General features: G+C 66.5%; 32 protein-coding genes and 1 other RNA gene. 25 read left to right on the forward strand and 8 right to left on the reverse strand.

Annotated features, from left to right (window positions below; genetic code table 11):
- The first annotated feature begins 110 nt into the window (after positions 1-110).
- Positions 111-1,409, forward strand: a complete 1,299-nt coding sequence (argA, locus tag PcP3B5_RS01405; protein ID WP_009614950.1) for an amino-acid N-acetyltransferase — start codon at positions 111-113, stop codon at positions 1,407-1,409.
- 550 nt (positions 1,410-1,959) lie between these two features.
- Here argA and gshA read toward each other — a convergent pair.
- From gshA to PcP3B5_RS01420, 3 genes are all read right to left on the reverse strand, one after another.
- Positions 1,960-3,543: a glutamate--cysteine ligase gene (gene gshA / locus PcP3B5_RS01410; protein WP_061560379.1), complete on the reverse strand. Its 1,584-nt coding sequence runs from the start codon at positions 3,541-3,543 to the stop codon at positions 1,960-1,962.
- 163 nt (positions 3,544-3,706) lie between these two features.
- Complete coding sequence (locus tag PcP3B5_RS01415; RefSeq protein ID WP_009614954.1) at positions 3,707-4,096, reverse strand: PaaI family thioesterase; 390 nt, start codon at positions 4,094-4,096, stop codon at positions 3,707-3,709.
- Between the two features lie 9 nt (positions 4,097-4,105).
- Positions 4,106-6,442, reverse strand: coding sequence for a Tex family protein (locus tag PcP3B5_RS01420; RefSeq protein ID WP_009614956.1), 2,337 nt, complete (start codon positions 6,440-6,442; stop codon positions 4,106-4,108).
- 234 nt (positions 6,443-6,676) lie between these two features.
- Between PcP3B5_RS01420 and ompR the strand changes: the two genes are divergently transcribed.
- Both ompR and PcP3B5_RS01430 read left to right on the forward strand, forming a co-directional pair.
- Complete coding sequence (gene ompR, locus PcP3B5_RS01425) at positions 6,677-7,420, forward strand: osmolarity response regulator transcription factor OmpR (protein WP_009614957.1); 744 nt, start codon at positions 6,677-6,679, stop codon at positions 7,418-7,420.
- A 99-nt stretch (positions 7,421-7,519) separates the two neighbouring features.
- Complete coding sequence (locus PcP3B5_RS01430) at positions 7,520-8,839, forward strand: ATP-binding protein (RefSeq protein WP_009614958.1); 1,320 nt, start codon at positions 7,520-7,522, stop codon at positions 8,837-8,839.
- A gap of 412 nt (positions 8,840-9,251) precedes the next feature.
- Here PcP3B5_RS01430 and PcP3B5_RS01435 read toward each other — a convergent pair whose 3' ends face one another.
- From PcP3B5_RS01435 to rimB, 3 genes are all read right to left on the reverse strand, one after another.
- The gene (locus tag PcP3B5_RS01435; protein WP_061560380.1) at positions 9,252-10,178 is read right to left on the reverse strand and encodes a S66 peptidase family protein; all 927 of its coding nucleotides are present in this window, start codon (positions 10,176-10,178) and stop codon (positions 9,252-9,254) included.
- Between the two features lie 250 nt (positions 10,179-10,428).
- Positions 10,429-11,334 carry a 30S ribosomal protein S6--L-glutamate ligase gene (gene rimK, locus PcP3B5_RS01440; protein ID WP_009614960.1) on the reverse strand — a complete coding sequence of 302 codons (906 nt, stop codon included), beginning with the start codon at positions 11,332-11,334 and terminating at the stop codon, positions 10,429-10,431.
- Positions 11,331-11,807 carry a retropepsin-like aspartic endopeptidase RimB gene (gene rimB, locus PcP3B5_RS01445; protein WP_024128818.1) on the reverse strand — a complete coding sequence of 159 codons (477 nt, stop codon included), beginning with the start codon at positions 11,805-11,807 and terminating at the stop codon, positions 11,331-11,333. The genes rimK and rimB overlap by 4 nt, the downstream gene beginning before the upstream one ends.
- A 118-nt stretch (positions 11,808-11,925) precedes the next feature.
- Here rimB and hslR point away from each other — a divergent pair, with 118 nt between their 5' ends.
- Positions 11,926-12,321: a ribosome-associated heat shock protein Hsp15 gene (hslR, locus tag PcP3B5_RS01450; protein WP_009614968.1), complete on the forward strand. Its 396-nt coding sequence runs from the start codon at positions 11,926-11,928 to the stop codon at positions 12,319-12,321.
- Between the two features lie 648 nt (positions 12,322-12,969).
- Here the strand turns inward: hslR and PcP3B5_RS01455 are convergent.
- Both PcP3B5_RS01455 and PcP3B5_RS01460 read right to left on the reverse strand, forming a co-directional pair.
- A complete protein-coding gene (locus PcP3B5_RS01455) occupies positions 12,970-13,194 on the reverse strand; it encodes a hypothetical protein (protein WP_061560381.1) in 225 nt (74 codons plus the stop codon).
- Between the two features lie 11 nt (positions 13,195-13,205).
- Positions 13,206-13,865 (reverse strand): XRE family transcriptional regulator, encoded by a 660-nt coding sequence (locus PcP3B5_RS01460; protein WP_061560382.1) that lies wholly within the window; start codon positions 13,863-13,865, stop codon positions 13,206-13,208.
- Between the two features lie 36 nt (positions 13,866-13,901).
- Between PcP3B5_RS01460 and PcP3B5_RS32080 the strand changes: the two genes are divergently transcribed.
- The 21 genes from PcP3B5_RS32080 (at position 13,902) to PcP3B5_RS01565 (ending at position 24,023) form a co-directional block, all read left to right on the forward strand.
- Complete coding sequence (locus PcP3B5_RS32080) at positions 13,902-14,435, forward strand: helix-turn-helix domain-containing protein (RefSeq protein WP_237143067.1); 534 nt, start codon at positions 13,902-13,904, stop codon at positions 14,433-14,435.
- 2 nt (positions 14,436-14,437) lie between these two features.
- Positions 14,438-14,884: a hypothetical protein gene (locus tag PcP3B5_RS01470; RefSeq protein WP_061560383.1), complete on the forward strand. Its 447-nt coding sequence runs from the start codon at positions 14,438-14,440 to the stop codon at positions 14,882-14,884.
- Entirely contained in the window at positions 14,881-15,075 is a 195-nt protein-coding gene (locus PcP3B5_RS01475) for a hypothetical protein (protein ID WP_061560384.1), read from the forward strand. Before PcP3B5_RS01470 ends, PcP3B5_RS01475 begins: the two co-directional genes overlap by 4 nt.
- Positions 15,068-17,125, forward strand: coding sequence for a Mu transposase C-terminal domain-containing protein (locus PcP3B5_RS01480; RefSeq protein ID WP_061560385.1), 2,058 nt, complete (start codon positions 15,068-15,070; stop codon positions 17,123-17,125). Before PcP3B5_RS01475 ends, PcP3B5_RS01480 begins: the two co-directional genes overlap by 8 nt.
- Positions 17,126-17,142: 17 nt before the next feature.
- The gene (locus PcP3B5_RS01485) at positions 17,143-17,862 is read left to right on the forward strand and encodes an AAA family ATPase (RefSeq protein WP_061560386.1); all 720 of its coding nucleotides are present in this window, start codon (positions 17,143-17,145) and stop codon (positions 17,860-17,862) included.
- Between the two features lie 174 nt (positions 17,863-18,036).
- The gene (locus tag PcP3B5_RS01490; protein ID WP_203228535.1) at positions 18,037-18,870 is read left to right on the forward strand and encodes a hypothetical protein; all 834 of its coding nucleotides are present in this window, start codon (positions 18,037-18,039) and stop codon (positions 18,868-18,870) included.
- On the forward strand, positions 18,867-19,250 hold the full coding sequence (locus tag PcP3B5_RS01495) for a helix-turn-helix domain-containing protein (protein ID WP_061560387.1): 384 nt from the start codon (positions 18,867-18,869) through the stop codon (positions 19,248-19,250). The genes PcP3B5_RS01490 and PcP3B5_RS01495 overlap by 4 nt, the downstream gene beginning before the upstream one ends.
- A complete protein-coding gene (locus PcP3B5_RS01500; protein ID WP_061560388.1) occupies positions 19,234-19,563 on the forward strand; it encodes a hypothetical protein in 330 nt (109 codons plus the stop codon). Before PcP3B5_RS01495 ends, PcP3B5_RS01500 begins: the two co-directional genes overlap by 17 nt.
- 17 nt (positions 19,564-19,580) lie before the next feature.
- The gene (locus PcP3B5_RS01505) at positions 19,581-20,213 is read left to right on the forward strand and encodes a DUF3164 family protein (RefSeq protein ID WP_061560389.1); all 633 of its coding nucleotides are present in this window, start codon (positions 19,581-19,583) and stop codon (positions 20,211-20,213) included.
- A 2-nt stretch (positions 20,214-20,215) separates the two neighbouring features.
- On the forward strand, positions 20,216-20,407 hold the full coding sequence (locus tag PcP3B5_RS01510) for a hypothetical protein (protein WP_145923839.1): 192 nt from the start codon (positions 20,216-20,218) through the stop codon (positions 20,405-20,407).
- Positions 20,408-20,409: 2 nt separating this feature from the next.
- A complete protein-coding gene (locus PcP3B5_RS01515; RefSeq protein ID WP_061560391.1) occupies positions 20,410-20,718 on the forward strand; it encodes a hypothetical protein in 309 nt (102 codons plus the stop codon).
- 1 nt (position 20,719) lies between these two features.
- Entirely contained in the window at positions 20,720-20,935 is a 216-nt protein-coding gene (locus PcP3B5_RS01520) for a hypothetical protein (RefSeq protein ID WP_145923840.1), read from the forward strand.
- A complete protein-coding gene (locus tag PcP3B5_RS01525; RefSeq protein WP_061560393.1) occupies positions 20,935-21,186 on the forward strand; it encodes a hypothetical protein in 252 nt (83 codons plus the stop codon). Before PcP3B5_RS01520 ends, PcP3B5_RS01525 begins: the two co-directional genes overlap by 1 nt.
- Positions 21,186-21,635 (forward strand): hypothetical protein, encoded by a 450-nt coding sequence (locus tag PcP3B5_RS01530; protein ID WP_061560394.1) that lies wholly within the window; start codon positions 21,186-21,188, stop codon positions 21,633-21,635. Before PcP3B5_RS01525 ends, PcP3B5_RS01530 begins: the two co-directional genes overlap by 1 nt.
- Before the next feature lie 8 nt (positions 21,636-21,643).
- The gene (locus PcP3B5_RS01535; RefSeq protein ID WP_061560395.1) at positions 21,644-21,895 is read left to right on the forward strand and encodes a hypothetical protein; all 252 of its coding nucleotides are present in this window, start codon (positions 21,644-21,646) and stop codon (positions 21,893-21,895) included.
- Positions 21,894-21,966: hammerhead ribozyme type II (locus PcP3B5_RS01540), an RNA gene on the forward strand. Before PcP3B5_RS01535 ends, PcP3B5_RS01540 begins: the two co-directional genes overlap by 2 nt.
- Before the next feature lie 5 nt (positions 21,967-21,971).
- Positions 21,972-22,646, forward strand: a complete 675-nt coding sequence (locus PcP3B5_RS01545) for a DUF2786 domain-containing protein (protein WP_061560396.1) — start codon at positions 21,972-21,974, stop codon at positions 22,644-22,646.
- Positions 22,647-22,655: 9 nt separating this feature from the next.
- Entirely contained in the window at positions 22,656-22,934 is a 279-nt protein-coding gene (locus tag PcP3B5_RS01550) for a hypothetical protein (RefSeq protein WP_061560397.1), read from the forward strand.
- On the forward strand, positions 22,931-23,185 hold the full coding sequence (locus tag PcP3B5_RS01555) for a hypothetical protein (RefSeq protein WP_061560398.1): 255 nt from the start codon (positions 22,931-22,933) through the stop codon (positions 23,183-23,185). The genes PcP3B5_RS01550 and PcP3B5_RS01555 overlap by 4 nt, the downstream gene beginning before the upstream one ends.
- On the forward strand, positions 23,182-23,586 hold the full coding sequence (locus tag PcP3B5_RS01560; protein ID WP_061560399.1) for a gp16 family protein: 405 nt from the start codon (positions 23,182-23,184) through the stop codon (positions 23,584-23,586). The genes PcP3B5_RS01555 and PcP3B5_RS01560 overlap by 4 nt, the downstream gene beginning before the upstream one ends.
- Positions 23,583-24,023: a Mor transcription activator family protein gene (locus tag PcP3B5_RS01565; protein ID WP_237143068.1), complete on the forward strand. Its 441-nt coding sequence runs from the start codon at positions 23,583-23,585 to the stop codon at positions 24,021-24,023. Before PcP3B5_RS01560 ends, PcP3B5_RS01565 begins: the two co-directional genes overlap by 4 nt.

The following is a 24,023-nucleotide window of genomic DNA, read 5'->3' on the forward strand; positions in this document are numbered from 1 at the left end:
GGAGAAACCCGTCGATGTGCATGCGACGACGATAACCGCCGCTCCCGCCGCCCTTGCCGGCCATTCGCACTCGACGACCCTTCATCGCCCGCTCACAGGCCACCTGGACAATGCAAGACTACGTCACCTGGTTACGTCACGCTTCTCCCTACATCAACGCCCACCGGGACTGCACCTTCGTGGTCATGCTGCCCGGCGAGGGCGTGGAAGACCCGAACTTCGGCAACATCGTCCACGACCTGGTGCTGCTGCACAGCCTGGGCGTGCGCCTGGTGCTGGTCCACGGCTCGCGCCCGCAGATCGAGGCGCGCCTGGCCCAGCGCGGCCTGGCGCCGCGCTTCCACCGCGACCTGCGGGTGACCGACGCGCCCACCCTGGAATGCGTGATCGACGCCGTGGGCAGTCTGCGCATCGCCATCGAGGCGCGGCTGTCCATGGATATGGCCGCCTCGCCCATGCAGGGCGCGCGCCTGCGCGTGGCCGCGGGCAACCTGGTCACGGCGCGGCCGATCGGCGTGGTCGAGGGCATCGACTATCACCACACCGGCGAGGTGCGGCGCATCGACCGCAAGGGCATCGGCCGCCTGCTCGACGAGCGCTCCATCGTGCTGCTCTCGCCGCTGGGCTACTCGCCTACCGGGGAAATCTTCAACCTCGCCTGCGAGGACGTGGCCATGCGCGCGGCCATCGAGCTGGACGCCGACAAGCTGATCCTGTTCGGCGGCGAGCGCGGCCTGCTCGACGAGGACGGCAAGCTGGTCCGCGAACTGCGCCCGCAACAGGTGCCGGCGCACCTGCAGCGCCTGGGCAACAGCTACCAGGCCGAGCTGCTCGACGCCGCCGCCCAGGCCTGCCGCGCCGGGGTGCGGCGCAGCCACATCGTCAGCTACACCGAGGACGGCGCGCTGCTCAGCGAGCTGTTCACCCGCACCGGCAACGGCACCCTGGTGGCCCAGGAGCAGTTCGAGCAACTGCGCGAGGCGGGCATCGAGGACGTCGGCGGCCTGCTGGAGCTGATCCGCCCGCTGGAAGAGCAGGGCATCCTGGTGCGCCGCTCGCGCGAGGTGCTGGAGCGCGAGATCGAGCAGTTCAGCATCGTCGAGCGCGAGGGGCTGATCATCGCCTGCGCGGCGCTGTACCCGATCGCCGATTCCGACGCCGCCGAGCTGGCGTGCCTGGCGGTGAACCCGGAATACCGCCACGGCGGGCGCGGCGACCAGTTGCTGGAACGCATCGAGAAGCGCGCCCGGGCCCTGGGCGTGAAGACCCTCTACGTGCTCACCACCCGCACTGCCCACTGGTTCCGCGAGCGCGGCTTCCAGCCCAGCAGCGTCGAACGCCTGCCGGCGGCGCGGGCGTCGCTGTACAACTACCAGCGCAATTCGCAGGTGTTCGAGAAGAGCCTGTAGTTCAACGCCCTCTGTCTTTCGTAGGAGCGGATCTTATCCGCGAATCGCGCCGGGATGTCCGGCCATCGCGGACAAGGTCCGCTCCTACGGGGGAGGAATACCGTGCTTCCCGGCACAACCTGTAGCGGGCCCTGCCCGCGAATCGCGCGCAGGGCGCGCTCCTACAGGGGAATGGTGTGGGTGGGGCGGCGTAGGAGCGGATCCCATCCGCGAATCGCGCCGGGACGTCCGGCGATCGCGGACAAGGTCCGCCTACGGGGGAGGAATACCGTGCTTCCCGGCACAACCTGTAGGAGCGGGGCGGCGTAGGAGATCTTATCCGCGAATTGCGCCGGGGCATCCGGCTATCGCGGACAAGGTCCGCTCCTACGGGGGAGGAATACCGTGCTTCCCGGCACAACCTGTAGGAGCGGGCCCTGCCCGCGAAATCGCGCGCAGGGCGCGCTCCTTACAGGGGAATGGTGTGGGTGGGGCGGCGTAGGAGCGGATCTTATCCGCGAATCGCGCCGGGACGTCCGGCTATCGCGGGCAAGGTCCGCTCCTGTGGGGCTTAAACGCCGATCACCCCGAGGATGCTCGCCTGGTAGGCCGCCACGAAGGTGTCGAAATCCCCTTCCGGCTGGTGTTCCAGTTCCTCTTGTTCGGCCAGGGAGATCTTCGCCATGGCCTCGAAGGCTTCCTGCTCGATGGCCGGCAGCGGTTGGGCGAGGGTTTCCGCGTGTTCGCGGCTCTTGCGCAGGGCGAAGGCGGTGAAGCTTTCGCCGCGCTCGCGCATTTCCGCCAGGACCTGCGCGGACGGCGTGCGCTCCGGATCGGCCACCTTCTCGCGCTGCTGCGCCAGGCTCTGCGCATGGGCGTCGCCGCCGGTGGCGCGGTCGAGCAGTTCGGCGATGGGCGCGATGTGTTCCAGCAGTTCGCTGGCCCAGACCTGCAACGGCACGGTCTGCCCGCCACGCTGCAGGTGCAGCCCCGGGCGGCGGCCTTCCTTGACCACCTTGAGGAAGTTGCTGGTGGCCGCGCCGCACTCGCCGTCGGCCAGCAGCGGGCTGTCCTGCAGCGCGCAGTAGAGCAGGAAGGCGTCGAGGAAGCGGCCCTCGGCGGCGTCGATGCCCAGCGGCAGGAAGGGGTTGATGTCCAGGCAGCGCGCCTCGACGTACTGCACGCCGCGCGACTCCAGGGCCTGGATCGGCCGCTCGCCGCTGTAGGTCACGCGTTTCGGGCGGATGCTGGAGTAGTACTCGTTCTCGATCTGCAGCACGTTGGTGTTCAGCTGCACCCACTCGCCGTCCTGCTTGGTGCCGATCTTCTGGTAGGGCGGGTAGGGCGTGCCCACCGCGCTGCGCAGGCTCTCGACGTAGCTTTCGAGGTCGTTGTAGCAGGGCGTCAGGCCGGCCTGGGCGTTGTTCTGGTAGCCCAGGTCGCTCATCCGCAGGCTGGTGGCCCAGGGCAGGTATAGGGTGTGCTCGTCGAACTGCTGCAACTGGTGCGGGCGGCCGCGCAGGAAGCCGGCGTCCAGCGCCGGCGAGGCGCCGAACAGGTACATCAGCAGCCAGCTGTAGCGGCGGAAGTTGCGGATCAGGGCGATGTAGTGCGCCGACTGGAAGTCGCGCAGCGACATGCCGCCGTCCTCGTGGCGCTGCAGCAACTGCCACAGCCCCTCGGGCAGGGAGAAGTTGTAGTGGATGCCGGCGATGCACTGCATGGTCTTGCCGTAGCGCAGCGCCAGGCCCTTGCGGTAGACGTACTTGAGGCGGCCGATGTTGGAGCTGCCGTAGCGCGCGATCGGGATGCTTTCCTCGTCGGGCAGCTCGCAGGGCATCGACGGGCTCCACAGCAGCTCGCCGTCCAGGCGCTGGCTGGCGAAGCGGTGGATGCTCTCCAGGGACGCCAGGGTCTGCTCGACGCCGGTGCTGGTGGGGGTGATGAACTCCAGCAGCGCCTCGGAGTAGTCGGTGGTGATCTGCGGGTTGGTCAGGGCCGAGCCCAGGGCCTTGGGGTGCGGGCTCAGGGCCAGGCGGCCATTGCCGTCGACGCGCAGGCACTCGCGCTCGATGCCGTGCAGACACTGGCTGAGCAGGGGCAGGTTGGCAGCGTCGCCGAGCAGCGCCAGGCGGCGGGAGAGTAGGTCGCTCAATTTGATGTCCTTCACGCGGCAGTCGCCCCACTATGGGGGTGGACCGGGCGGTCTACAAGGGGGAGGGCGGCCGGCGTTGTCGCCTGGCGGGCTGCGACTCACCGGAGCCCACGTGGCGCGCGGGCTGCCGATGGTCAGGATAGAGCAGGAAAGGGGCTCGGGCTTACAGCTGGGCGAAGGTGCCTTGTCCCTTGGCGACCAGCTTGTCGCCCTGGAGCACGTCGGCCTCCACCACCAGCGTGCGGCGCCCGGCGTGCAGGACCTTCGCCACGCAGCGCACCTCGCCCTCGGCGACGGCGCGGATGTAGTTGATCTTGCATTCCAGGGTGACGCTCTGGCGGTCGAAGCCATGGGCGCTGGAGCAGGCCAGGCCCATGGTCACGTCCATCAGCGAGAAGATCGCCCCGCCGTGCATCACGTTGCCGCGGTTGCGCAGGTGCTCGGCCATCTTCAGGCTCACTTCGGCCTCGCCGTCGCCCAGGCGCACCGGCTCAAGGCCGATGTTCTCGCTGAAGGCGCTGATCATGACGTCGCGGCTGGGCATCTCGCTCATGGGGCTTCCTTACTTCTTCTTCAGTTGCTTGGCATTGGCGAACAGCGCGGCCATGGCGTTGTTCGCCGGGGCCTTCTCCTGCTGCCGCGGGGCGCTGCGCTCGCCACGCTGGCCACCGTTGCCGCGGCCGCCGCCGCGCGGGCCCTCGACCTTCTCGCCGGGGGTGTCGCCCATGCGCATGGACAGGCCGACGCGGTTGCGCGGGATGTCCACTTCCATGACCTTGACCTTGACGATGTCACCGGCCTTGACCACTTCGTACGGGTCCTTGACGAACTTCTCCGACAGCGCCGAGATGTGCACCAGGCCGTCCTGGTGCACGCCGATGTCGACGAAGGCGCCGAAGTTGGTGACGTTGGTCACCACGCCTTCGAGCACCATGCCCGGCTTGAGGTCCTTGAGGCTCTCGACGCCGTCCTGGAACTCGGCGGTCTTGAACTCCGGGCGCGGGTCGCGGCCGGGCTTGTCGAGTTCCTTGAGGATGTCGGTGACGGTGGGCAGGCCGAACTGCTCGTCGGTGAACTTCTTCGGGTCCAGGCGCTTGAGGAAGGCCGAGTCGCCGATCAGCGAGCGGATGTCGCGGCCGGTGTCGGCGGCGATGCGCTGCACCAGCGGGTAGGTCTCCGGGTGCACCGCGGAGGCGTCCAGCGGGTTGTCGCCGTTCATCACGCGGAGGAAGCCGGCGGCCTGCTCGAAGGTCTTCTCGCCCAGGCGGCTGACCTTCTTCAGGTCGTCGCGGGACTTGAACGCGCCGTTGGCGTCGCGGTGCGCCACGATGTTCTGCGCCAGGGTGCTGTTGAGGCCGGAGATGCGCGCCAGCAGGGCGGCGGAGGCGGTGTTGACGTCCACGCCCACGGCGTTCACGCAGTCTTCCACCACCGCGTCCAGGCTGCGCGCCAGCTGCAGCTGGGACACGTCATGCTGGTACTGGCCGACGCCGATGGACTTGGGCTCGATCTTCACCAGCTCGGCCAGCGGGTCCTGCAGGCGGCGGGCGATGGAGACGGCGCCGCGCAGCGACACGTCGAGGTCGGGGAATTCCCGGGCGGCCAGCTCGGAGGCCGAGTACACCGAGGCGCCGGCCTCGCTGACCATGATCTTGGTGCACTTGAGCGCCGGGTATTTCCTGATCAGCTCGGCGGCCAGCTTGTCGGTCTCGCGGCTGGCGGTGCCGTTGCCGATGGCGATCAGCTCGACCTGGTGCTTGGCGCAGAGCGCGGCGAGCACGGCGATGGTCTGGTCCCACTGGTTCTTCGGCGCGTGGGGGTAGACGGTGGCGGTGTCCAGCAGCTTGCCGGTGGCGTCGACCACGGCCACCTTCACGCCGGTGCGCAGGCCCGGGTCCAGGCCCAGGGTGGCGCGCGGGCCGGCCGGGGCGGCCAGCAGCAGGTCGTGCAGGTTGCGGGCGAAGACGTTGATCGCCTCGGCGTCGGCGCCTTCGCGCAGCTCGCCCAGCAGGTCGGTCTCCAGGTGGGTGTAGAGCTTGACCTTCCAGGTCCAGCGCACCACCTCGCCCAGCCACTTGTCGGCGGCGCGGCCCTGGTTGGAGATGCCGAAGCGCTCGGCGATCATCGCTTCGCACGGGTGGCTGGTGCCCGGCAGCTCCTCGCCGACCTTCAGCGCCACGCTCAGCACGCCTTCGTTGCGCCCGCGGAAGATCGCCAGGGCGCGGTGCGAGGGCGCGCCCTTGAAGGGCTCGTCGTGCTCGAAGTAGTCGCTGAACTTGGCGCCTTCGGTTTCCTTGCCCGGCACCAGGCGGGCGGTGAGGGTGGCGTTGTCCTTGAGGAACACGCGCAGGCGGTCGAGCAGGGTGGCGTCCTCGGCGAAGCGCTCCATGAGGATGTACTTGGCGCCTTCGAGCACAGCCTTGATGTCGGCGAAGCCCTTCTCGGCGTCGACGAAGCGCGCGGCTTCGGTCTCCGGGGTCAGCGTCGGGTCGGCGAACAGCGCGTCGGCCAGCTCGCCCAGGCCGGCCTCCAGGGCGATCTGGCCCTTGGTGCGGCGCTTCTGCTTGTACGGCAGGTAGAGGTCTTCCAGGCGCGTCTTGGTGTCGGCCAGCTTGATCTCGCGGGCCAGCTCGGGGGTCAGCTTGCCCTGCTCCTCGATGCTGGCGAGGATGCTGGCGCGGCGCTCGTCCAGCTCGCGCAGGTAGCGCAGGCGCTCTTCCAGCAGGCGCAGCTGGGTGTCGTCGAGGCTGCCGGTCACTTCTTTGCGGTAACGGGCGATGAAGGGGACAGTGCTGCCTTCGTCGAGCAGGGCCACGGCGGCGGCCACCTGCTGCGGTTGAACACGGCCGGAGGGCAGTGCGGAGAGCTCTTCGGCGATACGGGTGTTGATGCTGTCCATGAATCCACCTGGTGAAACCAACGAGAATACGGGGTGTGGCGCTAGCGCCGGCCGGCTCGCTCGGGCGTCCGGCAGGCGTCTATGACAACGCCCCGCCGCAAAAGCGCCGCATTATACCCAGGCAAAATCGCGCGAGAGGGCGGTCGGTCGGGGAAAAATCTGCTAACAATGGACAATCCGTGGCCAACCGAGGCTGGGCGATAATTGCCGGCCTGACCCGAACCTGGAGTTTCTATGTCGAACCCGTCCACCCTGCCCGAAGGTGAAAAGATCCTCATCGTCGACGACGACGCCCGCCTGCGCCGCCTGCTGGAGCGCTTCCTCGACGAGCAGGGCTACCGCGTGCGCGCCGTGGAGAACACCGAGCAGATGGACCGCCTGCTGGCCCGCGAGCTGTTCCAGCTGGTGGTGCTCGACCTGATGATGCCTGGCGAAGACGGCCTCTCGGCGTGCAAGCGCCTGCGCGAGGCGAACAACCAGATCCCGATCATCATGCTCACCGCCAAGGGCGACGAGTCCAGCCGCATCCAGGGCCTGGAGCTGGGCGCCGACGACTACCTGGCCAAGCCGTTCAACCCGCGCGAGCTGCTGGCGCGGATCAAGGCCGTGCTGCGCCGCCAGGCGCCGCTGGTGCCGGGCGCCCCGGCCGGCGAGGACGAGGTGGTCACCTTCGGCGACTACGAGCTGTACCTGGCCACCCGCGAGCTGAAGAAGAGCGGCGGCGAGGTGCACATGCTCACCACCGGCGAGTTCGCCGTGCTCAAGGCGCTGGTGCAGCACGCCCGCGAGCCGCTGACCCGCGACAAGCTGATGAACCTGGCCCGCGGCCGCGAGTGGGACGCCCTGGAGCGCTCCATCGACGTGCAGATCTCGCGCCTGCGCCGGCTGATCGAACCCGACCCGTCCAAGCCGCGCTACATCCAGACGGTGTGGGGCGTGGGCTACGTGTTCGTGCCGGACGGTAATGCCCGCAAATGATCCTCCTGTAGGCGCGAGCCCGCTCGCGAACCGACTCCGCAATGGGGCGGGTTCGTGAGCAAGCTCGCTCCTACGTTCCGTGCTCTGTGGTAGTTCATCTTGAAAACCCCGCCCTGGTTCCCGCAAAGCTTCTTCGCCCGCACCCTCTGGCTGGTGCTCATCGTCGTGCTCTTCTCCAAGGCGCTGACGCTGGTCTACCTGCTGATGAACGAGGACATGCTGGTCGATCGCCAGTACAGCCACGGCGCGGCGCTGACCGTGCGCGCCTACTGGGCCGCCGACGAGCGCTCGCGCGAGGCCATCGCCAAATCCGCCGGGCTGGCCTGGGTGCCCCACGAGAACGGCCAGCCGGAAGAACAGCACTGGCCCTACAGCGGCATCTTCCAGCGGCAGATGCGCACCGAGCTGGGCCCGGACACCGAGACGCGCCTGCGCATCCACCACCCGTCCATGCTCTGGGTCCACGCGCCCAACCTGGGCGACGGCTGGCTGGGCGTGCCGCTGTACCCGCACCCGCTGCGCGGCCAGCAGATCTGGAGCGTGCTCGGCTGGTTCCTCGGCATCGGCCTGCTGTCCACCGCCGCGGCCTGGATCTTCGTGCGCCTGCTCGGCCAGCCGCTCAAGCGCCTGGTGGTGGCCTCGCGAGAGTTCGGCAAGGGCCGCAGCGTGCGCCTGCCGCTGGGGCAGGACACCCCCAGCGAGATGGCCGAGGTGTACCGCGCCTTCAACCAGATGGCCGACGATGTCGAACAGGCCGCGCGCGAGCGCGAGCTGATGCTGGCCGGGGTGTCCCATGACCTGCGCACGCCGCTGACGCGCCTGCGCCTGTCCCTGGAACTGATGCCCGAGACCGAGCGCGAAATGGTCGAGGACATGGTCCGCGACATCGAGGACATGGACCAGATCCTCGACCAGTTCCTCGCCTTCATCCGCGACGGCCGCGACGAGCCGGTGGAGGCGGGCGACCTCAACGAACTGACCCGCGAGGTGGTGGCGCCCTACAACCAGGGCGAGGAGCACGTGCGCCTGAGCTTGCAGCCGCTGCCGCCGTTCCCGCTGCGCCGGGTATCGATGAAGCGCCTGCTCGGCAACCTGATCGGCAACGCCCTCAACCACGGCGGCGGCAACGTCGAGGTGGCCAGCCACCTGGCCGGCGGCGACGGCGCGCCCTACGTGGTGCTGAGCGTGCTGGACCGCGGCGCCGGCATCGACCCGCAGGAGCTGGACAGCATCTTCAACCCCTTCATCCGCGGCGACAAAGCCCGCGGCGGCAAGGGCACCGGCCTGGGCCTGGCCATCGTCAAGCGCATCGCCGCGCAGCACGGCGGCAGCGTGGAACTGCGCAACCGCGAGGGGGGTGGGGTGGAGGCCAGGGTGTGCCTGCCGCTGGGGTTGATGTTGCCGCGGGGGGCTTCCTGAGCGGCGCAACTGTCTGGCCAACTGCGCCGAAATGCTTTTCGTAGGATGGGTTGAGCCTGCGAAACCCATGCGGTCGTGGTGATGGGTATCGCTTCGCTCAACACCATCCTACGGGACGGCCGCTACGCCGCTACGTAGGGCGGATAACGCATCAGCGTTATCCGCCGTTGGGGCTAGCCTGGGACGGCGGTGCACTGGATGGGCTCCGCACCCTCTCCCTAACCCTCTCCCTGAAGGGAGAGGGGACCGTTCGGAGCGCGTGGGTATTCCTGAGTTAGCCGGCAACACCGAAGATTTCCGGTTGAAACCATTCCTCTTCTCGGCACGGACAAGCCCCCTCTCCCTTCAGGGAGAGGGCTGGGGAGAGGGTGGGGCTGTCCAGCAGCGAGAATCTTCCAGGAACACTCCCGCTCTACCACTCCAACCCCTTCACCCCCAACCGCCCCACCTTCCCATAAGGCCAAGCCCTATTCTGCGCCCCATGCCCACTCGGCAGCCCGTGGTACAGCGGCACCCCCAGCGGCCTCAGGTACTCCACGAAAATCTCTTCCAGGCTATGCGCCACATTCTTGCGCGGGCAGTCGGTGAAGGTGCCCAGCACCACCGCGCCCAGGCTCTCCGCATCGATGCTGTTGAGCAACTGCCAAAGGCTGCGCTCCAGGCGGTAGTAAGGCTCGCCCACATCCTCCAGCACCAGGATGGCGCCGGCAGGAGCATGCAGCGCGGCTACCGTGCCGGCGGTGCTGGCCAGGGCAGTGAGGTTGCCACCGATCAGTTCGCCTTCGACGGCTTTCTTCGGACCGCTCAGTTGGGAGCAGGGCAGGTGACACTCCTCGCCAGCCAGCAAGCGGCTGACCGAAGCCAGCGAGGCCAGGCGCTCGCGCTGTTCGCTGGGGGCGCTCAGCGGCTGCAGGCCGAGGGCGCTGGCCACCGGGCCGTGGATCGCCGGCAGGCCGTGGCGGTGGAAGGCGCTGAGCAGGATGGAAATGTCCGAGAAGCCGACCAGCGGCCGCGGCGAGGCCGCCCGCAGCCGCGCCCAGTCCAGCCCGGGCACCAGCTGGGCGCAGCCGTAGCCGCCGCGCAGGCACCAGACGGCGCTCACGTCCGGCAGCTCGAAGGCCCGGTGGAAGTCCTCCAGGCGCTGTTCGGCGCTGCCGGCCAGGTAGCGGTAGCGGGCTTCGGCGTGCTCGCCCAGGTAGTAGTCGATGCCCAGTACCTCCAGCTGGCGCAGGGTGGCCTCGAAGACCTCCTCGGCGATGGAGGAGGCCGGGGCGACCAGGGCGACGCGGCCTTCGAAGGGCGACCAGGTCAGGTCGGAGGAGCGGGGGGATCTGGGCATAAACGAAATCCGGGACGGCGTGACGAACGATATTGTAGGAGCGAGCTTGCTCGCGAACGGAGTTTCCCGGTCACAACGGTGAATGAGGTCACCTCCGTACCCTCTCCCCAGCCCTCTCCCTGAAGGGAGAGGGGGCCGTTCGGAGTGGCCTGGAAGGCTGGCGCCATCCTCAAACCCCGTCATTCCCGCGAATGCTGGCCCGAAGGGGAATAACCCAGAAACGGCGTAAGTGGTGAGATGGCCGCCCGGCTCACCCTTTGCCCTTAGTCCTGACCATATGCGGCCCGGCATTCTTCTCCAGGTACTCGATGATCACCCCGGCGATGTCCTTGTTGGTGGTGGTCTCGATGCCTTCCAGGCCCGGCGAGGAGTTCACTTCCATCACCAGCGCGCCGTGGTGCGAGCGCAGGATGTCCACGCCGGCCACCTTCAGGCCCATGATCCGCGCCGCGCGGATCGCCGTCATGCGCTCCTCGGGGGTGATCTTGATCAGGCTGGCGCTGCCGCCGCGGTGCAGGTTGGAGCGGAACTCGCCGGGCGCGGCCTGGCGCCGCATCGAGGCGATCACCTTGTCGCCCACCACGAAGCAGCGGATGTCGGCGCCGCCGGCTTCCTTTATGTACTCCTGCACCATGATGTTGTGCTTCAGCCCCATGAAGGCCTCCAGCACCGACTCGGCGGCCTTCTGCGTCTCGGCCAGGACCACGCCGACGCCCTGGGTGCCCTCCAGCAGCTTGATCACCAGGGGCGCGCCGCCGACCATCTGGATCAGGTCCGGCACGTCGTCCGGGGAGTGGGCGAAGCCGGTGATCGGCAGGCCGATGCCCTTGCGCGAGAGCAACTGCAGCGAGCGCAGCTTGTCGCGGGAGCGGGCGATGGCCACCGACTCGTTGAGCGGGAACACGCCCATCATCTCGAACTGGCGCAGCACCGCGCAGCCGTAGAAGGTGACCGAGGCGCCGATGCGCGGGATCACCGCATCGAAGCCTTCCAGCGGCTGGCCGCGATAGTGGATCTGCGGCTTGTGGCTGGCGATGTTCATGTAGGCACGCAGGGTGTCTATCACCACCATTTCATGCCCGCGTTGTTGCCCGGCCTCCACCAGCCGACGGGTGGAATACAGGCGCGGGTTGCGCGACAGCACGGCGATTTTCATTGGGCACCTGAAAGGGCGGGGGTAACCATGATGAGGGGTTTGTCCTGGACGTAGGTCAGCGCCGGGTTGACCACCAACTGGCCCTGGACCAGGGCCTTGGAACCCAGCAGCACGCGGTAGCGCATGGTCTTGCGGCAGGCCAGGGTGAATTCCACCGCCCAGGCGCGGTCGCCCAGGGCCAGGGTGGTGCGGATCACGTAGCGCGTCTGGGCCTGGCCGTTGGAGCTGCGGATGGTCTTCATCGTCACCAGCGGCGCCTCGCAGCGGTGGCGGCGCTGCACCTGGGTGCCCAGGTGGGCGGTGAAGCGCACCCAGTCGCGGCCGTCACGCTGGAAGGTGGCGATGTCGCTGGCGTGCAGGCTGGAGGTGCTGGCGCCGGTGTCGATCTTCGCGCGCAGGCCGACGATGCCCAGGTCGGGAAGGGCGATCCATTCGCGCAGGCCGATCACTGACAGGTGGTCGAATGTCTTCAAAAGGAGCCATCCCAGGGTTTTGCGGCATTCTAGCAGGGCCATCGGCGCCCGCCAGGGGCCTGCCGGGAACGCCGAGCCGAGGGTAGACTGGCCAGGTTGCAGAAGTGTGGATGAGGCCGTGAGCGAGAAAGACGACGACAGGGTACGCCTGGACAAGTGGCTGTGGGCTGCGCGTTTCTACAAGACCCGAGGCCTGGCCAAGGCGGCCATCGAGGGTGGCAAGGTGCATTGCCGGGGCGAGCGCTGCAAGCCGAGCAAGGAGCCAAAGGTCGGCGAGGAATACGTGCTGCGCACCGGGTTCGACGAGCGCACCGTGGTGGTCAAGGCGCTGTCGGGCGTGCGCCGCGGCGCGCCGGAGGCGCAGCTGCTCTACGAGGAAACCGCCGAGAGCGTGAAGCGCCGCGAGGACGCGGCGGCCATGCGCAAGGCCGGCGCCCTGGGCGTGCAGACCGACGGCCGGCCGAGCAAGAAGCAGCGCCGCCAGTTGCTGCACTTCCTCGACGACCAGGAATAGCGAAACCTCCGCCGTGGCGTAATGCTGTTCCCTTAAGAAAGGATGCTGTTTCTTTGCCTGGGGGAAATGGGATTTTCATATGGCTGGGACTATGGCTTGGCTTGCGAACGCGGAAACCCAGTTGCCTCGGCTTGGGTGTTTCTGCGCCGCACCGAGTCTGCCCGACCGTCTTGTTTCGCCCCCTCGGGCGAGTCCCTTTTGTCAAACGCCACAAAAGGAACCAAAAAGGCTTGCCCCGACATACGGGCCCGATGGAGCCGGGCTACCCTCGCGAACTCCCCCGCCACGGAGGCCCGCCCCGAGGGTACGTCCCTGTAGCCCATCGGGGCTCTCGCGACATCCATGTCGCATGACCTCCTGAGCGGGGGTTTCGTTCGGCCTTCTGAAGGGGCGTTCCGGTGCGCTCGGGTATTTCTCTGGAAGTCCAAAAGCCAGAGCGAATGCGCTTTGGCTTTTCGTAGGAGCGAGCTTGCTCGCGAACCCAGGTGTGAGCTAGTGGGAGGATTGGCACTGCCGGGGATGAGCTGGGAAGAGCCGGGAGGAAGCGGGACAACCAGGGGCGGCGCGGGCTGCAGGCGAACGGCCGACTGAATCAGTGCCAAAACTGGAGAAACGCAGGAAGGGCCAGATTTAGCGGGGCAATTGGCACTACGGCTTGAGGCGCTGAACTTGCCCCTGCTTGACCTCTTCGGCCAAGGCCTTGAGCTGGTCGGCATCGGCGTAGACTTCAGCTAGCAGCTCAAGCAGCGGCAGGCCCTGACGACCTGAGAGCGTCTCGGCAATATGGACGAGTTTACTGGCCAGGGCTTCCTGATGGTAGGCCAGGTCGAGCAGCTCGCGGCGCAGGCGCTGTGTCGGTCGACTCAAGCCCATGGTTATGCCCTCTAGATCAGCCAGCCTCCGGCCCAGACAGCGCGGCCAACAATCTGCAACTCGGGCAGGCGCTCTCTCGGGACGGTCATCGGCTGGTATTCCTTGTTGTGGCTGATGATCACCACCGATCCATCGAATTGCCGCTGCAGCCTTTTCGCATACAGGTGATCATCCAAGAGCACCACGTAAACACCTTCGCCCTCAAGGGTGTTGCGGTTCAGGTCGATCATCACCGTGTCATCGTCCTCGATGAGCCCCTTCATCGAGTCGCCGTCATTGCGCAAGCATGCCAGGCTTTCAGGGTTCAAGCCTTTCTTGCGCAGCGAGTAACGGGTGAAGGCCAGCTTCGTCAGAACCTTTGCGCGCTCGTTCCAGGCGCCATGGCCTGAGCTGCAGCGCGCATCATAGAGCGGTATGAAGGCATAGATATCATCTAGCGGTGTGACCTGCGGAGGCTTTGGAAACGGCTCGCCATCGCCAGATGCTAGCCAGCCGATGTCAACACCCACCGCTTTCGCGATCTCTACGCAGCGAGCGACCTTAGGTTCGCTTTGGCCGGTGAGGTAGTACTCCAGGGTTCTCCTGGGTATGGCTGTAATTCGCGCCAGCTCATCGCCACTTCCCGCTATCTCTGCACATTGACGGATACGAGCAGCAAGCCCTTCGCTCATTTCGCTTTCCCCCCAATAGAAAACGAAACGCCACTAGTGACCAAAGCGAAATTTCGCTTTGTCGGAAATGCTTTTAATATCAATAGCTTAGCCAAAGTTGTCCACCGCAAAGCCATTTTTGGAAAGCGAAACGCCATTTTTCGCTTTACCTGTTGGTTGGTAGTGGCTATGTTTATCCGCAACAGGCCGTTAAACGGCCTAAAAAAACCACCCGCCAAGATGGTTGTGCTGATGAACATCGCCGAAATGCCGCTTGATCCGGCCCAGCGCTGGGAGTGGATCAAATACCAGCTCCGAATCCATAAGTGCGCGCCCGCCGAACTGGCTCGCCAACTGGAGATCACTGACCGGGCAATCCGTGCCGTGAAGACCAGGCCGTACCCGCATATCGAGCGGGAGATCGCCAAAAGGCTGGGCGTGCAGCCCATTGAGCTGTGGCCTGAGCGCTGGAACCAGGACGGCTCCCCCCTGCGTCAACGCCCGAATCGGGCCGAAACCTTTCCACGCGGCGCCGCCAAGGATAGCCGTTACGTTCCTGTTTCGCACCGTAAAACCGGCACGGAGGCTTGAACATGCGTCACGGAAAAGACGACCGCACCCTGAATATTGAGTTCGATGTTCCCCAGCCCGTAGCTGTCAGCTCCTGCGACTTCCGGGTGCAGGTCAGCGAAATCGTTAGCGAGATTCTGGACGGTGCAAAGCTGGCCGCAGGCCTGCAGCGCTGCGACATCGCCGCACAAATGTCCCGTGCCTCCGGCGAGGACATCAGCAAGCACATGCTCGACGCCTGGTCGTCCCCGGCCCGCATTGACCACAACCTGCCTTTCTACAGGGCTGCTCTCCTGGAGCAGGTCTGCGGAACCCATCGCCTGACTGATCTTCTCGTTGAAATCCGAGGTGGGCGAGTCGCCTACGGCCGCGACGCGCTGCTGGCCGAGTTGGGCCGACAAGAGCGCATTCGCGAGGAGGCCACTCGCAAGGCACGCGAGCTGCGGCGCCATTTGGGAGGTGGAGCATGAACCGCATTCCTCAGGTGCTGCTCGACGATCTGCGCAACGCCACCGAGTTCTTCAACTCGGTCGATGGCGACATCGCTTCGATCCACAACGGCACCAGCCAGATTGCCACCGAATGGCTGAAGGACGCCGCGCTTGCCCTCGGTAACGCCCTGATCGCAGCCCGCTCGGCAGGCGAGGTGCCCCATGCTTAAGTGGTTTGCAGCCCAAGAATTGGCGGGGCTTCCGGGCCTGCCAGGCACGGAGCGTGCGATTCAAATCCGCGCCAAGCGCGAAAGGTGGGAAGGCCAGCGCCGCCTGGGCTCCAAGGCGCTGGAATACTCCTTCGCCGTCCTCCCTGCCGAAACCCAGGCCGCCCTGCTGGCCCGCCTGGTGCAGCAGGAAGAGCCGCAGCAGGCTCCGCAACCCACTGCCCCGCACGCGCTCATTACGCCTAAGCGTGACGGCATTTCCGCGTCACGCTTGAACGATGATCAGCGCGAGGTCATGACCGCGCGTATCGCCATCATTCGCGAGATTGAGCGCATGAGCCAGATGGTCAGCCAGCAGCGGGCCATCCTGACGCTTGTCGGCCTGGCCCGTGACAGCAAGCTCCCTCCCTATCTGGCCGGCCAGGTGGAGCGTGCCAACGACCGCAAGACGCCCGACCGCACCTTGAGCGAGCGCACCCTCAAGCGCTGGCTGGCGGACTACCGCAAGCACGGCGAGATTGCCCTAGCCCCCGTGCGGCGCAAGCCCAACATGAGCATTCCGAGCTGGGCGCCGGTCTTCCTCAAGCACTACCAGCGCCCGCAGAAGCCGAGCGTTGAAGCGGCTTATGCAGCGTTCGCCGCCGAGAACCCCGGCTGCCCGAGCATTCATGCCGTGCGCCGCTTCCTCGCCAAGTTGAGCCCGGAGGCTCGCGAGCAGGGCCGCATGGGCAGCCGCGAGCTGAAAGCGCTACAGCCCTTCAAGCGCCGTCAGGCCCATCAGCTGTGGCCCAACGACGTGTGGGTGGCGGACGGCCACACGTTCGACGCGGAGGTCATCAACCCGCTGACGGGGCAAATCTTCCGCCCGGAAATCACCCTGGTCATCGACTGGGCAACCCGGCGGATCACGGGCTTTTCCGTCAACCTGGCCGAGTCGACGCTGGCGACACTCGACACCCTGCGCGACGGCGTGACCCGCTGCGGCATGTACAAGGTGCTGTACGTCGACAACGGCGGCGGCTTCGATAACGCCGACGTCTACGAGGTCAACGACCGCTTGGGTGGCGAAATCACGCACTCCCTGCCGTACAACTCCCAGGCGCGGGGCGTTATCGAGCGGGCGCACCGGACCATCCTGGTGCGACTGGCGAAGGACTTCGACAGCTACATGGGCGCGGACATGGACAAGGAAGCCGCTACCCGTGTCCATCGCCTGTCCCGCAAGCAACTGGCAGAAGGCATCACCCCCACTCAGATTCCCGAGTTCGGCACCTTCTTCGCCAAGCTGCAGGATGCCCTGGACGCCTACAACCACGCTCCGCACCGCGGGCTTCGGAAGGTCCGCGACATCGCCACCGGCCTGATGCGACACCAGTCGCCCATGGAGGCCTGGAAGTCCGCTATCGCCGAAGGCTGGGAGCCTCTGCAGGCATCGGCCGACATCGTTGCCAGCGTGACGCGACCGCAGGTCGTCCGCACCACCAACCGGGGCGAGGTCCGCTTCAGCGGCAACATCTACTTCTTGGACGCCCTGCGTGACATCCACGGGGAAGAGGTCCGCGTTGCCTACGACTTCCGCGACGCCAGCCGGGTGTGGGTTCACACCATCGATGGCGAACTCATCGGCGAGGCGATCCTAGACGGCAACGCCGGCCCCGCGATGCCGCAGACACTCCTGGAGAAGGCCGCAGATAAACGCGAGCGCGGCCAGTTGAGCCGGTTGGTGACAAAGGCCAAGACCCTCACCGGCCAAGACGTCGAGCTGCGCGTTGTGCCAAAGGCGGCGCCAAGCGCAGACCTTTCGGTCGAGCAGATCGGCGAAGCCCGCCGCTATGCCGCAGCGCTGGCCGCGCCCTCGACCACCACCTTCGAAATCCCGACCGACTCTATGGCGCGTTACCGCCTGTGGAAGCGCGTCGACCGCCGCATCACCGCTGGCGAGCAGATGGAGCCCGAGGCCCATCGCTGGCACGGCGAATACCCCCGCACCGATGAATTCAAGTCCACCCAGGACATGTACGACTTTGCCGAGGCCGGCCTGGCCCGCGCTTGACCACAGGAGCAACAACCATGAATGCCAAGAAAATCGTCCCTCTGACCAATGTCGGTCTTCTCGCCAACGCTATCGACCGCGCCATGCGCCGCCCTGTAGGCCTGCCGGGCCTTGTGGTTGCCTATGGCAAGACTGGTTACGGGAAGTCCTTCGCGGCTGCGTTCGCCGCCACCAAGCACCGCGCCTATTACGTCGAGTGCCGTGAGACTTGGACTCGGAAGGCCTTCCTGCAGGCGGTCCTGCGTGACATGGGCATCACACCGGCCAGCACCTTGTCCGAGATGGTCGACCAGATCGCGGAGCAGCTCAGCCGCAGCAGTCGACCGCTGCTGGTCGACGATGCCCAGTACCTGCTGGACAAGGCCGCCGCGAACGTCATCACCGACATTCTCAACGCCAGCCAGGGAACCGTTGTTCTGATCGGAGAAGAGCGCGTTCCGACCAACCTGGCCAAGCTGGAGCGCCTGCACAACCGCGTCCTGGAGTGGGTTCCGGCACAGCCGGCCACCGCCGACGATCTGCGCGACCTGGTGGACGCCACCTACCCCCACCTGACCATTGCTGACGAACTGCTGGACGACCTGTGCGCGAAGACACAGGGCTGCCTGCGTCGTGTGGCCGTGAACCTGTACCGCGTCCACACCGAGGCCCAGGCCATGGGCAAGGACACGATTGACCTGGCCACCTGGGGGAATCGCGGCTGGTTCACTGGCGAAGCCCCGGCGCGGAGGGCTTGAGCATGGGAAACCGTGAGCCTCTACCGCGTGGCGCCGATGACATGAGCCTGCCCGAAGGGAAAACCTGCGGTGACTGCGTTCACTGCCGCCGCTGCACGACCATGTTCGGCCATATCCCGGCTGATGAATCGTGCGACTGGTCGCCCTCTCGCTTCCGTGAGGCGGAGGTGCGCAATGCGTAAGCCCATTCACCTCACCATGACTGGTGGCAAGAGCCCTCGCCAGCACATGTGGGAAGCCATCCGCTCGCTGTCTCGCGATCCTAAGGGCCTGACCACTTACAACGTGTCGCGCCTGTCCAACCAGGAAGATCAGGCAGTCGGCAGCTACCTGCGCGACCTGCAGAAGGCGGGCATCGTCGAGCGTGTTGAGGTCCTGGTGCAGCGTGACGCCCGGTGGAAGCTGCTTGTAGATGAAGGCGCCGAGGCTCCGCGCGTGAACAAGCGCGGCGAGCGCGTGCCGCCGTCTGCTGTCGAGAACATCTGGCGCACCCTGCGTATCCTGGGCGAGATGAGCGCCGCCGAGGCGGCAGAGCACGCCAGCGTCAACGGCGTGACGATGACCGAGCTGGCCGCGCGCACCTACCTGCAGGGGCTGACCCTCGCCGGCTATGTCACCCGTACCGACGGGACCCCAGGCAAGCCCGCCCGCTATCACCTGGTTCGCCAGCGCTACACCGGCCCGCAGCACCCGGTCTATCAGCGCAGCACTTTCGAGCAGGTCTACGACCCGAACCTGGACCAGGTGGTGTGGAGCAAGGGCGACGGGGAAAGCTCGGAGCTGGCCGGCCTGCGCATCGAGCGCGAACAGCTGCAGAAACAACTCCGGGAGCTGCAGGCGGCCACTGCTGAGGATCGAGCAGACGCCGCCCGCTATCGCCATATCGTCCACGTCCTGGGGATGGGTATCTCGCTGTCGGGCTCCTGCTCCGTGACCAAGTCGGTCGAGGAAACCAATGCGGCACTGGACGCCCTTATCGCGGAAGCCTCCGCGGAGGATCGCGCATGACTCGCGTCGACCTGTCCGCCTGGGGCGAGCAGCCCCCGGACTGGGTGGTCCTGCTGGCAGCCGAGGTTCAGCAGACCAACCGCACCCGAGCCGGCGAGCGCATCGGCATGAGCCGCTCTGCGGTCAGCCTGGTGCTCTCCAATCGCTACCCGTCGCCGTCCACCGCAGCCGTCGAGCGCCGTGTGGTGGAGGCGCTCGGCGCCCTGGACTGCCCTGCGCAAGACGCACGCATCAGCGTCGTCGAGTGCCAAGAGTTCCGCGAAATGCGTGCCCCCACGCACAACCCCCACGCCATGCAGCGCTGGCGCGCCTGCCAGCACTGCCCTCTGAACCCCAACTGCGCCCGCGCGATGGAGGCGAGTAATGCAACCCAGCACTAACGCTCCCCTGAAAGTCCTGACTCCGCAGTTCGCCGAGCGCCTGCGGACCTTCAACGAAGCCAGCCGCACGCTGCAGCGCATGGGCATCCGCCTGCACCGCATCGAGCCGACCGAGAACCGCCTGACGATCAGCCCGGAAGGCGGCCGCCTCCTGGAAAAAATGCGCCTGGTGGCTGGCTTCCAGCGCCACGGCTCGGCCGGCAGCACGCGCTACATCGCGCAGTTCCAGGGCGTGGAGGTGACCTGGTCCGAGCCCATCAGCTACCGCGACTACGCCACCCCGCGCGACCTCTGCGACCTCTCTTTCCACTGAAAAACTGGAGTAACCACATGGCTACAAATGCAATCGAAATCCCTGCCGGCTGGGTGCGCAATGCCACCGGCAACCTGGTGCACGAAAGCGAGATCAGCGAGCAGGACCGGCTGCGCGACCGCGTGGTGATGGACGTCGCTGCCGTGGCGCTGCGGCTGAACAGCGAGCTGAAGGCGCTGAAGGCAAAGGCCCTGGCCGACATTGATGACCTCATCACCATCGCCGGCGAGAAGTACGACATGAAGCTGGGTGGGCCGAAGGGCAATGTCAGCCTCCTTTCGTTCGACGGGCAATTCAAGCTCAAGCGCATCCACCAGGACAGCATCGGTTACACCGAGGAAATGGAGGTCGCCAAGGCCAAGGTATTCGAGTGCATCAGCCGCTGGGGCCAGACCGTTCATGAAGATGCCCACAAGCATCTTTTCACCCTGGCTACCAGGGCGTTCCGCCCCACCAAGAGCGGCGAAATCAGCATCTCTCGCGTCACGGAAATGCTGGGTGCCGAGATCAACGACCCCGACTGGAAGGCAGCCAAGCAGGCCGTCATGGATAGCCTGACCGTCAACGGTAAGGCGGTGTATATCCAGGTCCAGCAGCGCGCCGAGGGCAAGAAGTACTCGACCATCCTGCTCGATATCGCGGGGGTGTGATCGTGGCCCAGCGTACTGAAAAACAGCTCAACGCCGGGCAGCGCCGGAGTCTCAACGCCATGCGCGAGAAGCTGCTTGAGATGGCCGCCGTGTGGGACGAAGTCGACCAGTACCACGTGACGATTCTGACCGAGGCGGCAGACAAGCTGCGCGACGTTCACGACGAACTGCTGGGCATTTCAAAGGGGGAATGACGATGGCCAAGACCTTCGCAGCGTGCCGCCTGGACGGCCTGATCGAGCTGCACGAGCAGCATCCTGGTGACGGCTACTTCGCCCTGGCCGAGGGCGATCCGGCTGAGCTGGCGAGCGTCATCGCCCTCACCGCCGACTACGTCGCCGGGCCTGCCTGGCGTGTTCCGGGCTACCGTGCCGTCGAGTCTGCCTGGCGCGTACCGGGCATCAGCCAGGGGGCCGAGCCTCGCGCCAATCTCGGCGCCATCGCCAGCTACATCCGCCACCTTTCCACTCAAGACGCGCCCGGTGTGCGGGCGCTGGGGGTGTGACATGGGACGTGCTCCGCTGCTCGATGACATGAACCTGGACAAGAACGTCCGCCAGATCATCGACGAGGCCGAGCAGCTCGACGCTGACTGCTTCGACGTCATGCACCTGCAGCTGGACAACGGCAAAGAGCTGGTGATGGTCGCCATCACCGGCGAGTACCTGGACCCGGTGGCGAAGGTGCTGGAGTCCATCCGAGACCTACGGGAGGCCAAGTGATGCGCAGTACCGCCGCAATGAAGAACACGCACGGAGCCCTTTTCACCGAGTTCAACATGCGTCGCGCTGGTGATGGCTACACCGCAACGAGCCATGGGAAGTCAGCCAGTTGCTCCTGGAGCCGTGAGGCCTGCGCGAAGCGCTTGGGCCAGAAGCTCTATCCCGACGCTGTGATCCACGTCGAGTGCATCGACGAGAAGGCCGAAGGCTCCCACGACAGCCGTTGGCGCGTGACCGTGGAGGGCCACTGATGGAGCGCTACCACGACCCGCAGACCGACCCGCTGCCGCTTCGCTCGCCCTACCACGAAGCCGAGCGCCAGCGCCTGGAGCAACTGACCGCTGACTTCCTCGCCAAGGGCGGCGAGGTTCAGCAGGTCGGCCACCAGATGCGCGACAAGTACCCGTTCGTGATCGACGCCCGCCGCACCCCGGTCTATGCGCACCTGCTCGACCCGCCGGCCCAGCCCCTGGTGGCTAAGCCGACCAAGACCGTCGAGCGGGAGCCGACCGCGCAGGCGAAGCCTGAACGCAAGGTGCCACCGGCTCTGCTCGATGCGCGCACGCTGGCCGCGCGACTGATGGTCCAGGCGGCGCTGGGCGCATCGCCGGGCCAGGCTGCCAGGGCTGTCGGCATCGGCGAGAAGCACGCTCGCCAGCTGATCCGCGACTTCAACATCAAGTTCCATTGCCAACGCTAGGGGGATTCATGAGCAAGTTCACCATCACCATCGAAGACAAGAACGGTTGCCTGAGCGTCACCATGGCCGGCGACGGCAAGCCGGAAGGGTTCGCGGGACTGACCGCCGTGGCGCTTATGAGGCTCGCCCAGGACGTAGTGCCAAAGGCCGTCAAGCGCGCTGCCATGAATAGCGACTGCAAGTGCGAGAAGTGCAAGGCCGCGCGCGCCGAGGTGCAGACCGAGGCATCAGCCCCCAACGGAAAACCGACCATCCACTGAGTGAAACCGCCCCGGCCTGGCCGGGGACGGTCTGCCCAGCGTGGTGGCTGGGTACTGACGAGCAGCCGAGGAACCTATGGAACACAGCAAGGCCCTGGACAAAATCAAGAAACTGCTGCGCCTGGCCGGTAGCAGCAACCCACACGAAGCGGCGAACGCCATGCGCCAGGCGCGGGCGATGATGGAGAAGTTCGGTATCGGCGAGGGGGATGTCGCCCTCTCCGAGGTCACCGAACACGGCGCTGGGAGCGGCTCCAAAGTGAAGCCTGCCCAGTGGGAAGCGAACCTCTCCGTCACCGTGGCGAAGGCATACTCCTGCCGCACGCTCTTCCGAGGCGGCGTCGGCCAGTGGCGTTTCGTTGGCGAGATGGCCGAGGTAGCTGGCTACACCATGACCATCCTGCTGCGCCAGGTTCGCCAGGCGCGCCGTGAGTACATCGCCACTGTGCTGAAGCGCTGCAAGCCGGCGACCAAGACCAAGCGCGGCGACTTGTTCTGCGAGGCCTGGGTTTGGGCGGTGCGTCAGCAGGTAAACCAGTTTGCCGGGGCTGCGGCTCCGTCGCAGGCTGCCGAAGCCTACATGCTCAAGCACTACCCCAACCTAGTGCAGGGCAAGGCCATTGATCGCACCAGCAAGAAAGGTCCGCTCGGTGCGCGCGACATGCTCGATGCGGCCAAGGGTATCGAGGCGGCGGACGGCGTCCAGCTCAACCACGGCGTCGGTGGATCGGCGCCCCTGGCCCTGACCTGAGGTAGCGCCATGACCACGCCCCGCACCGACAAAGTCCGCAAACAGGACGCCAACCGCCAGCAGCAACTGCGCAACCGCAGGAGGGCGCACAAGCAGGCAGTGGGCGCAGAGAAACTCAAGCTCGAAATCTACGCAGGAACCCGCGCCGACATCGACACCATGTGCCAGGTCGGCGGCTTCGAAGAGGAAGCCGAGGCCATCACCCTTGGCCTGCGCTACCTGGCCGGCATGGCGCGCAGCCATCCCGAGGCGTTCCGCAGCGCCATGGACCCGAGGACCCCGGTATGACTCCCGAGACCATCAACGTCGCCGGCATCCCGGCGGCGGCCAACGAAGAGATCGACAAGCCCCGTTTCCAGACCACCCTGGATGGCGTGGAGCAGCGCTGCAGCAAGTGCGACGAATACTGGCCGTATGACGCGGAGTTCTTCTTCAAAGGCAGCAACGGCAAGCTCTACACCTACTGCAAGGCCTGCTACTACGAAATGCCGTCCATGCAGAAGCGCCTCGCGGCGCGCGGAAAACGGAGGTCGGTATGAGCAGCAAGGGCCGCCAACTGATCCAGATTGCCCGCCGCCAGCTGGGCATGGACGACGACACCTACCGCGCACTGCTCGGCCGCGTGGCCGGCGTGCGGTCCTCTACTGCACTCTCACCGCGCCAGGTCGGCCTGGTGCTGGCCGAGCTGGAGCGCCTGGGCTGGCAGCCTGTTCGGAAGCCGGCCGGTCGCGCCGCGCCGAAGGCGGCACCGGATCGCCAGGCCCTGGTCGGCAAGATCGAGGCGTTCCTGACCGAGGCCGGGCGCCCCTGGGCCTACGCCGACGCCATGGCCCTGCGGATGTTCCAGGTAGAGCGTGTTGAGTGGCTGGACGCCGGCCAGCTGGTCCGCCTGGTCGCCGCCCTGGCGTATGACGCGAAGCGTCACGGGCGGCGCGTATGAGCATGAGCCTGGAGCAGGTGCGGGACCAGCTGCCCGCCCAGGTGCTGGAGATCGCCGACATGGTGGGCATGCCTGCCGCCCTGCGCCTGGTCACGGAACTGGGCGGGACTACCTGGGAGTTCGCCAAGGGCGCCAACCGCAACGGGCAAATCCGGGTGGCGGCGCTGGCGGACATCGTCGGCGATGACGCGGCGCAGCTGCTGACCTCCCGCTTCGGGGGCGACGTGGTCTATATCGCGCGCTGCGACGCGGCGCTGCGCCGGTTGCGTGACCTGGAGATTAATCGCCAGTTCGAGCAGGCGGTGCGCGAAGGCGTGAGCGCGCGGGTTGTGGTTGCGGAGCTGGCCAGAACTTATAAGCTCTCCGACCGTCGTATCTGGATCATCCTCAACCAGGTGCTACCAGACCCTGCCGCACCTGGCGACCTCTTCGACTAG

The sequence above is a fragment of the Pseudomonas citronellolis genome, from assembly GCF_001586155.1.
Taxonomy (GTDB): domain Bacteria; phylum Pseudomonadota; class Gammaproteobacteria; order Pseudomonadales; family Pseudomonadaceae; genus Pseudomonas; species Pseudomonas citronellolis.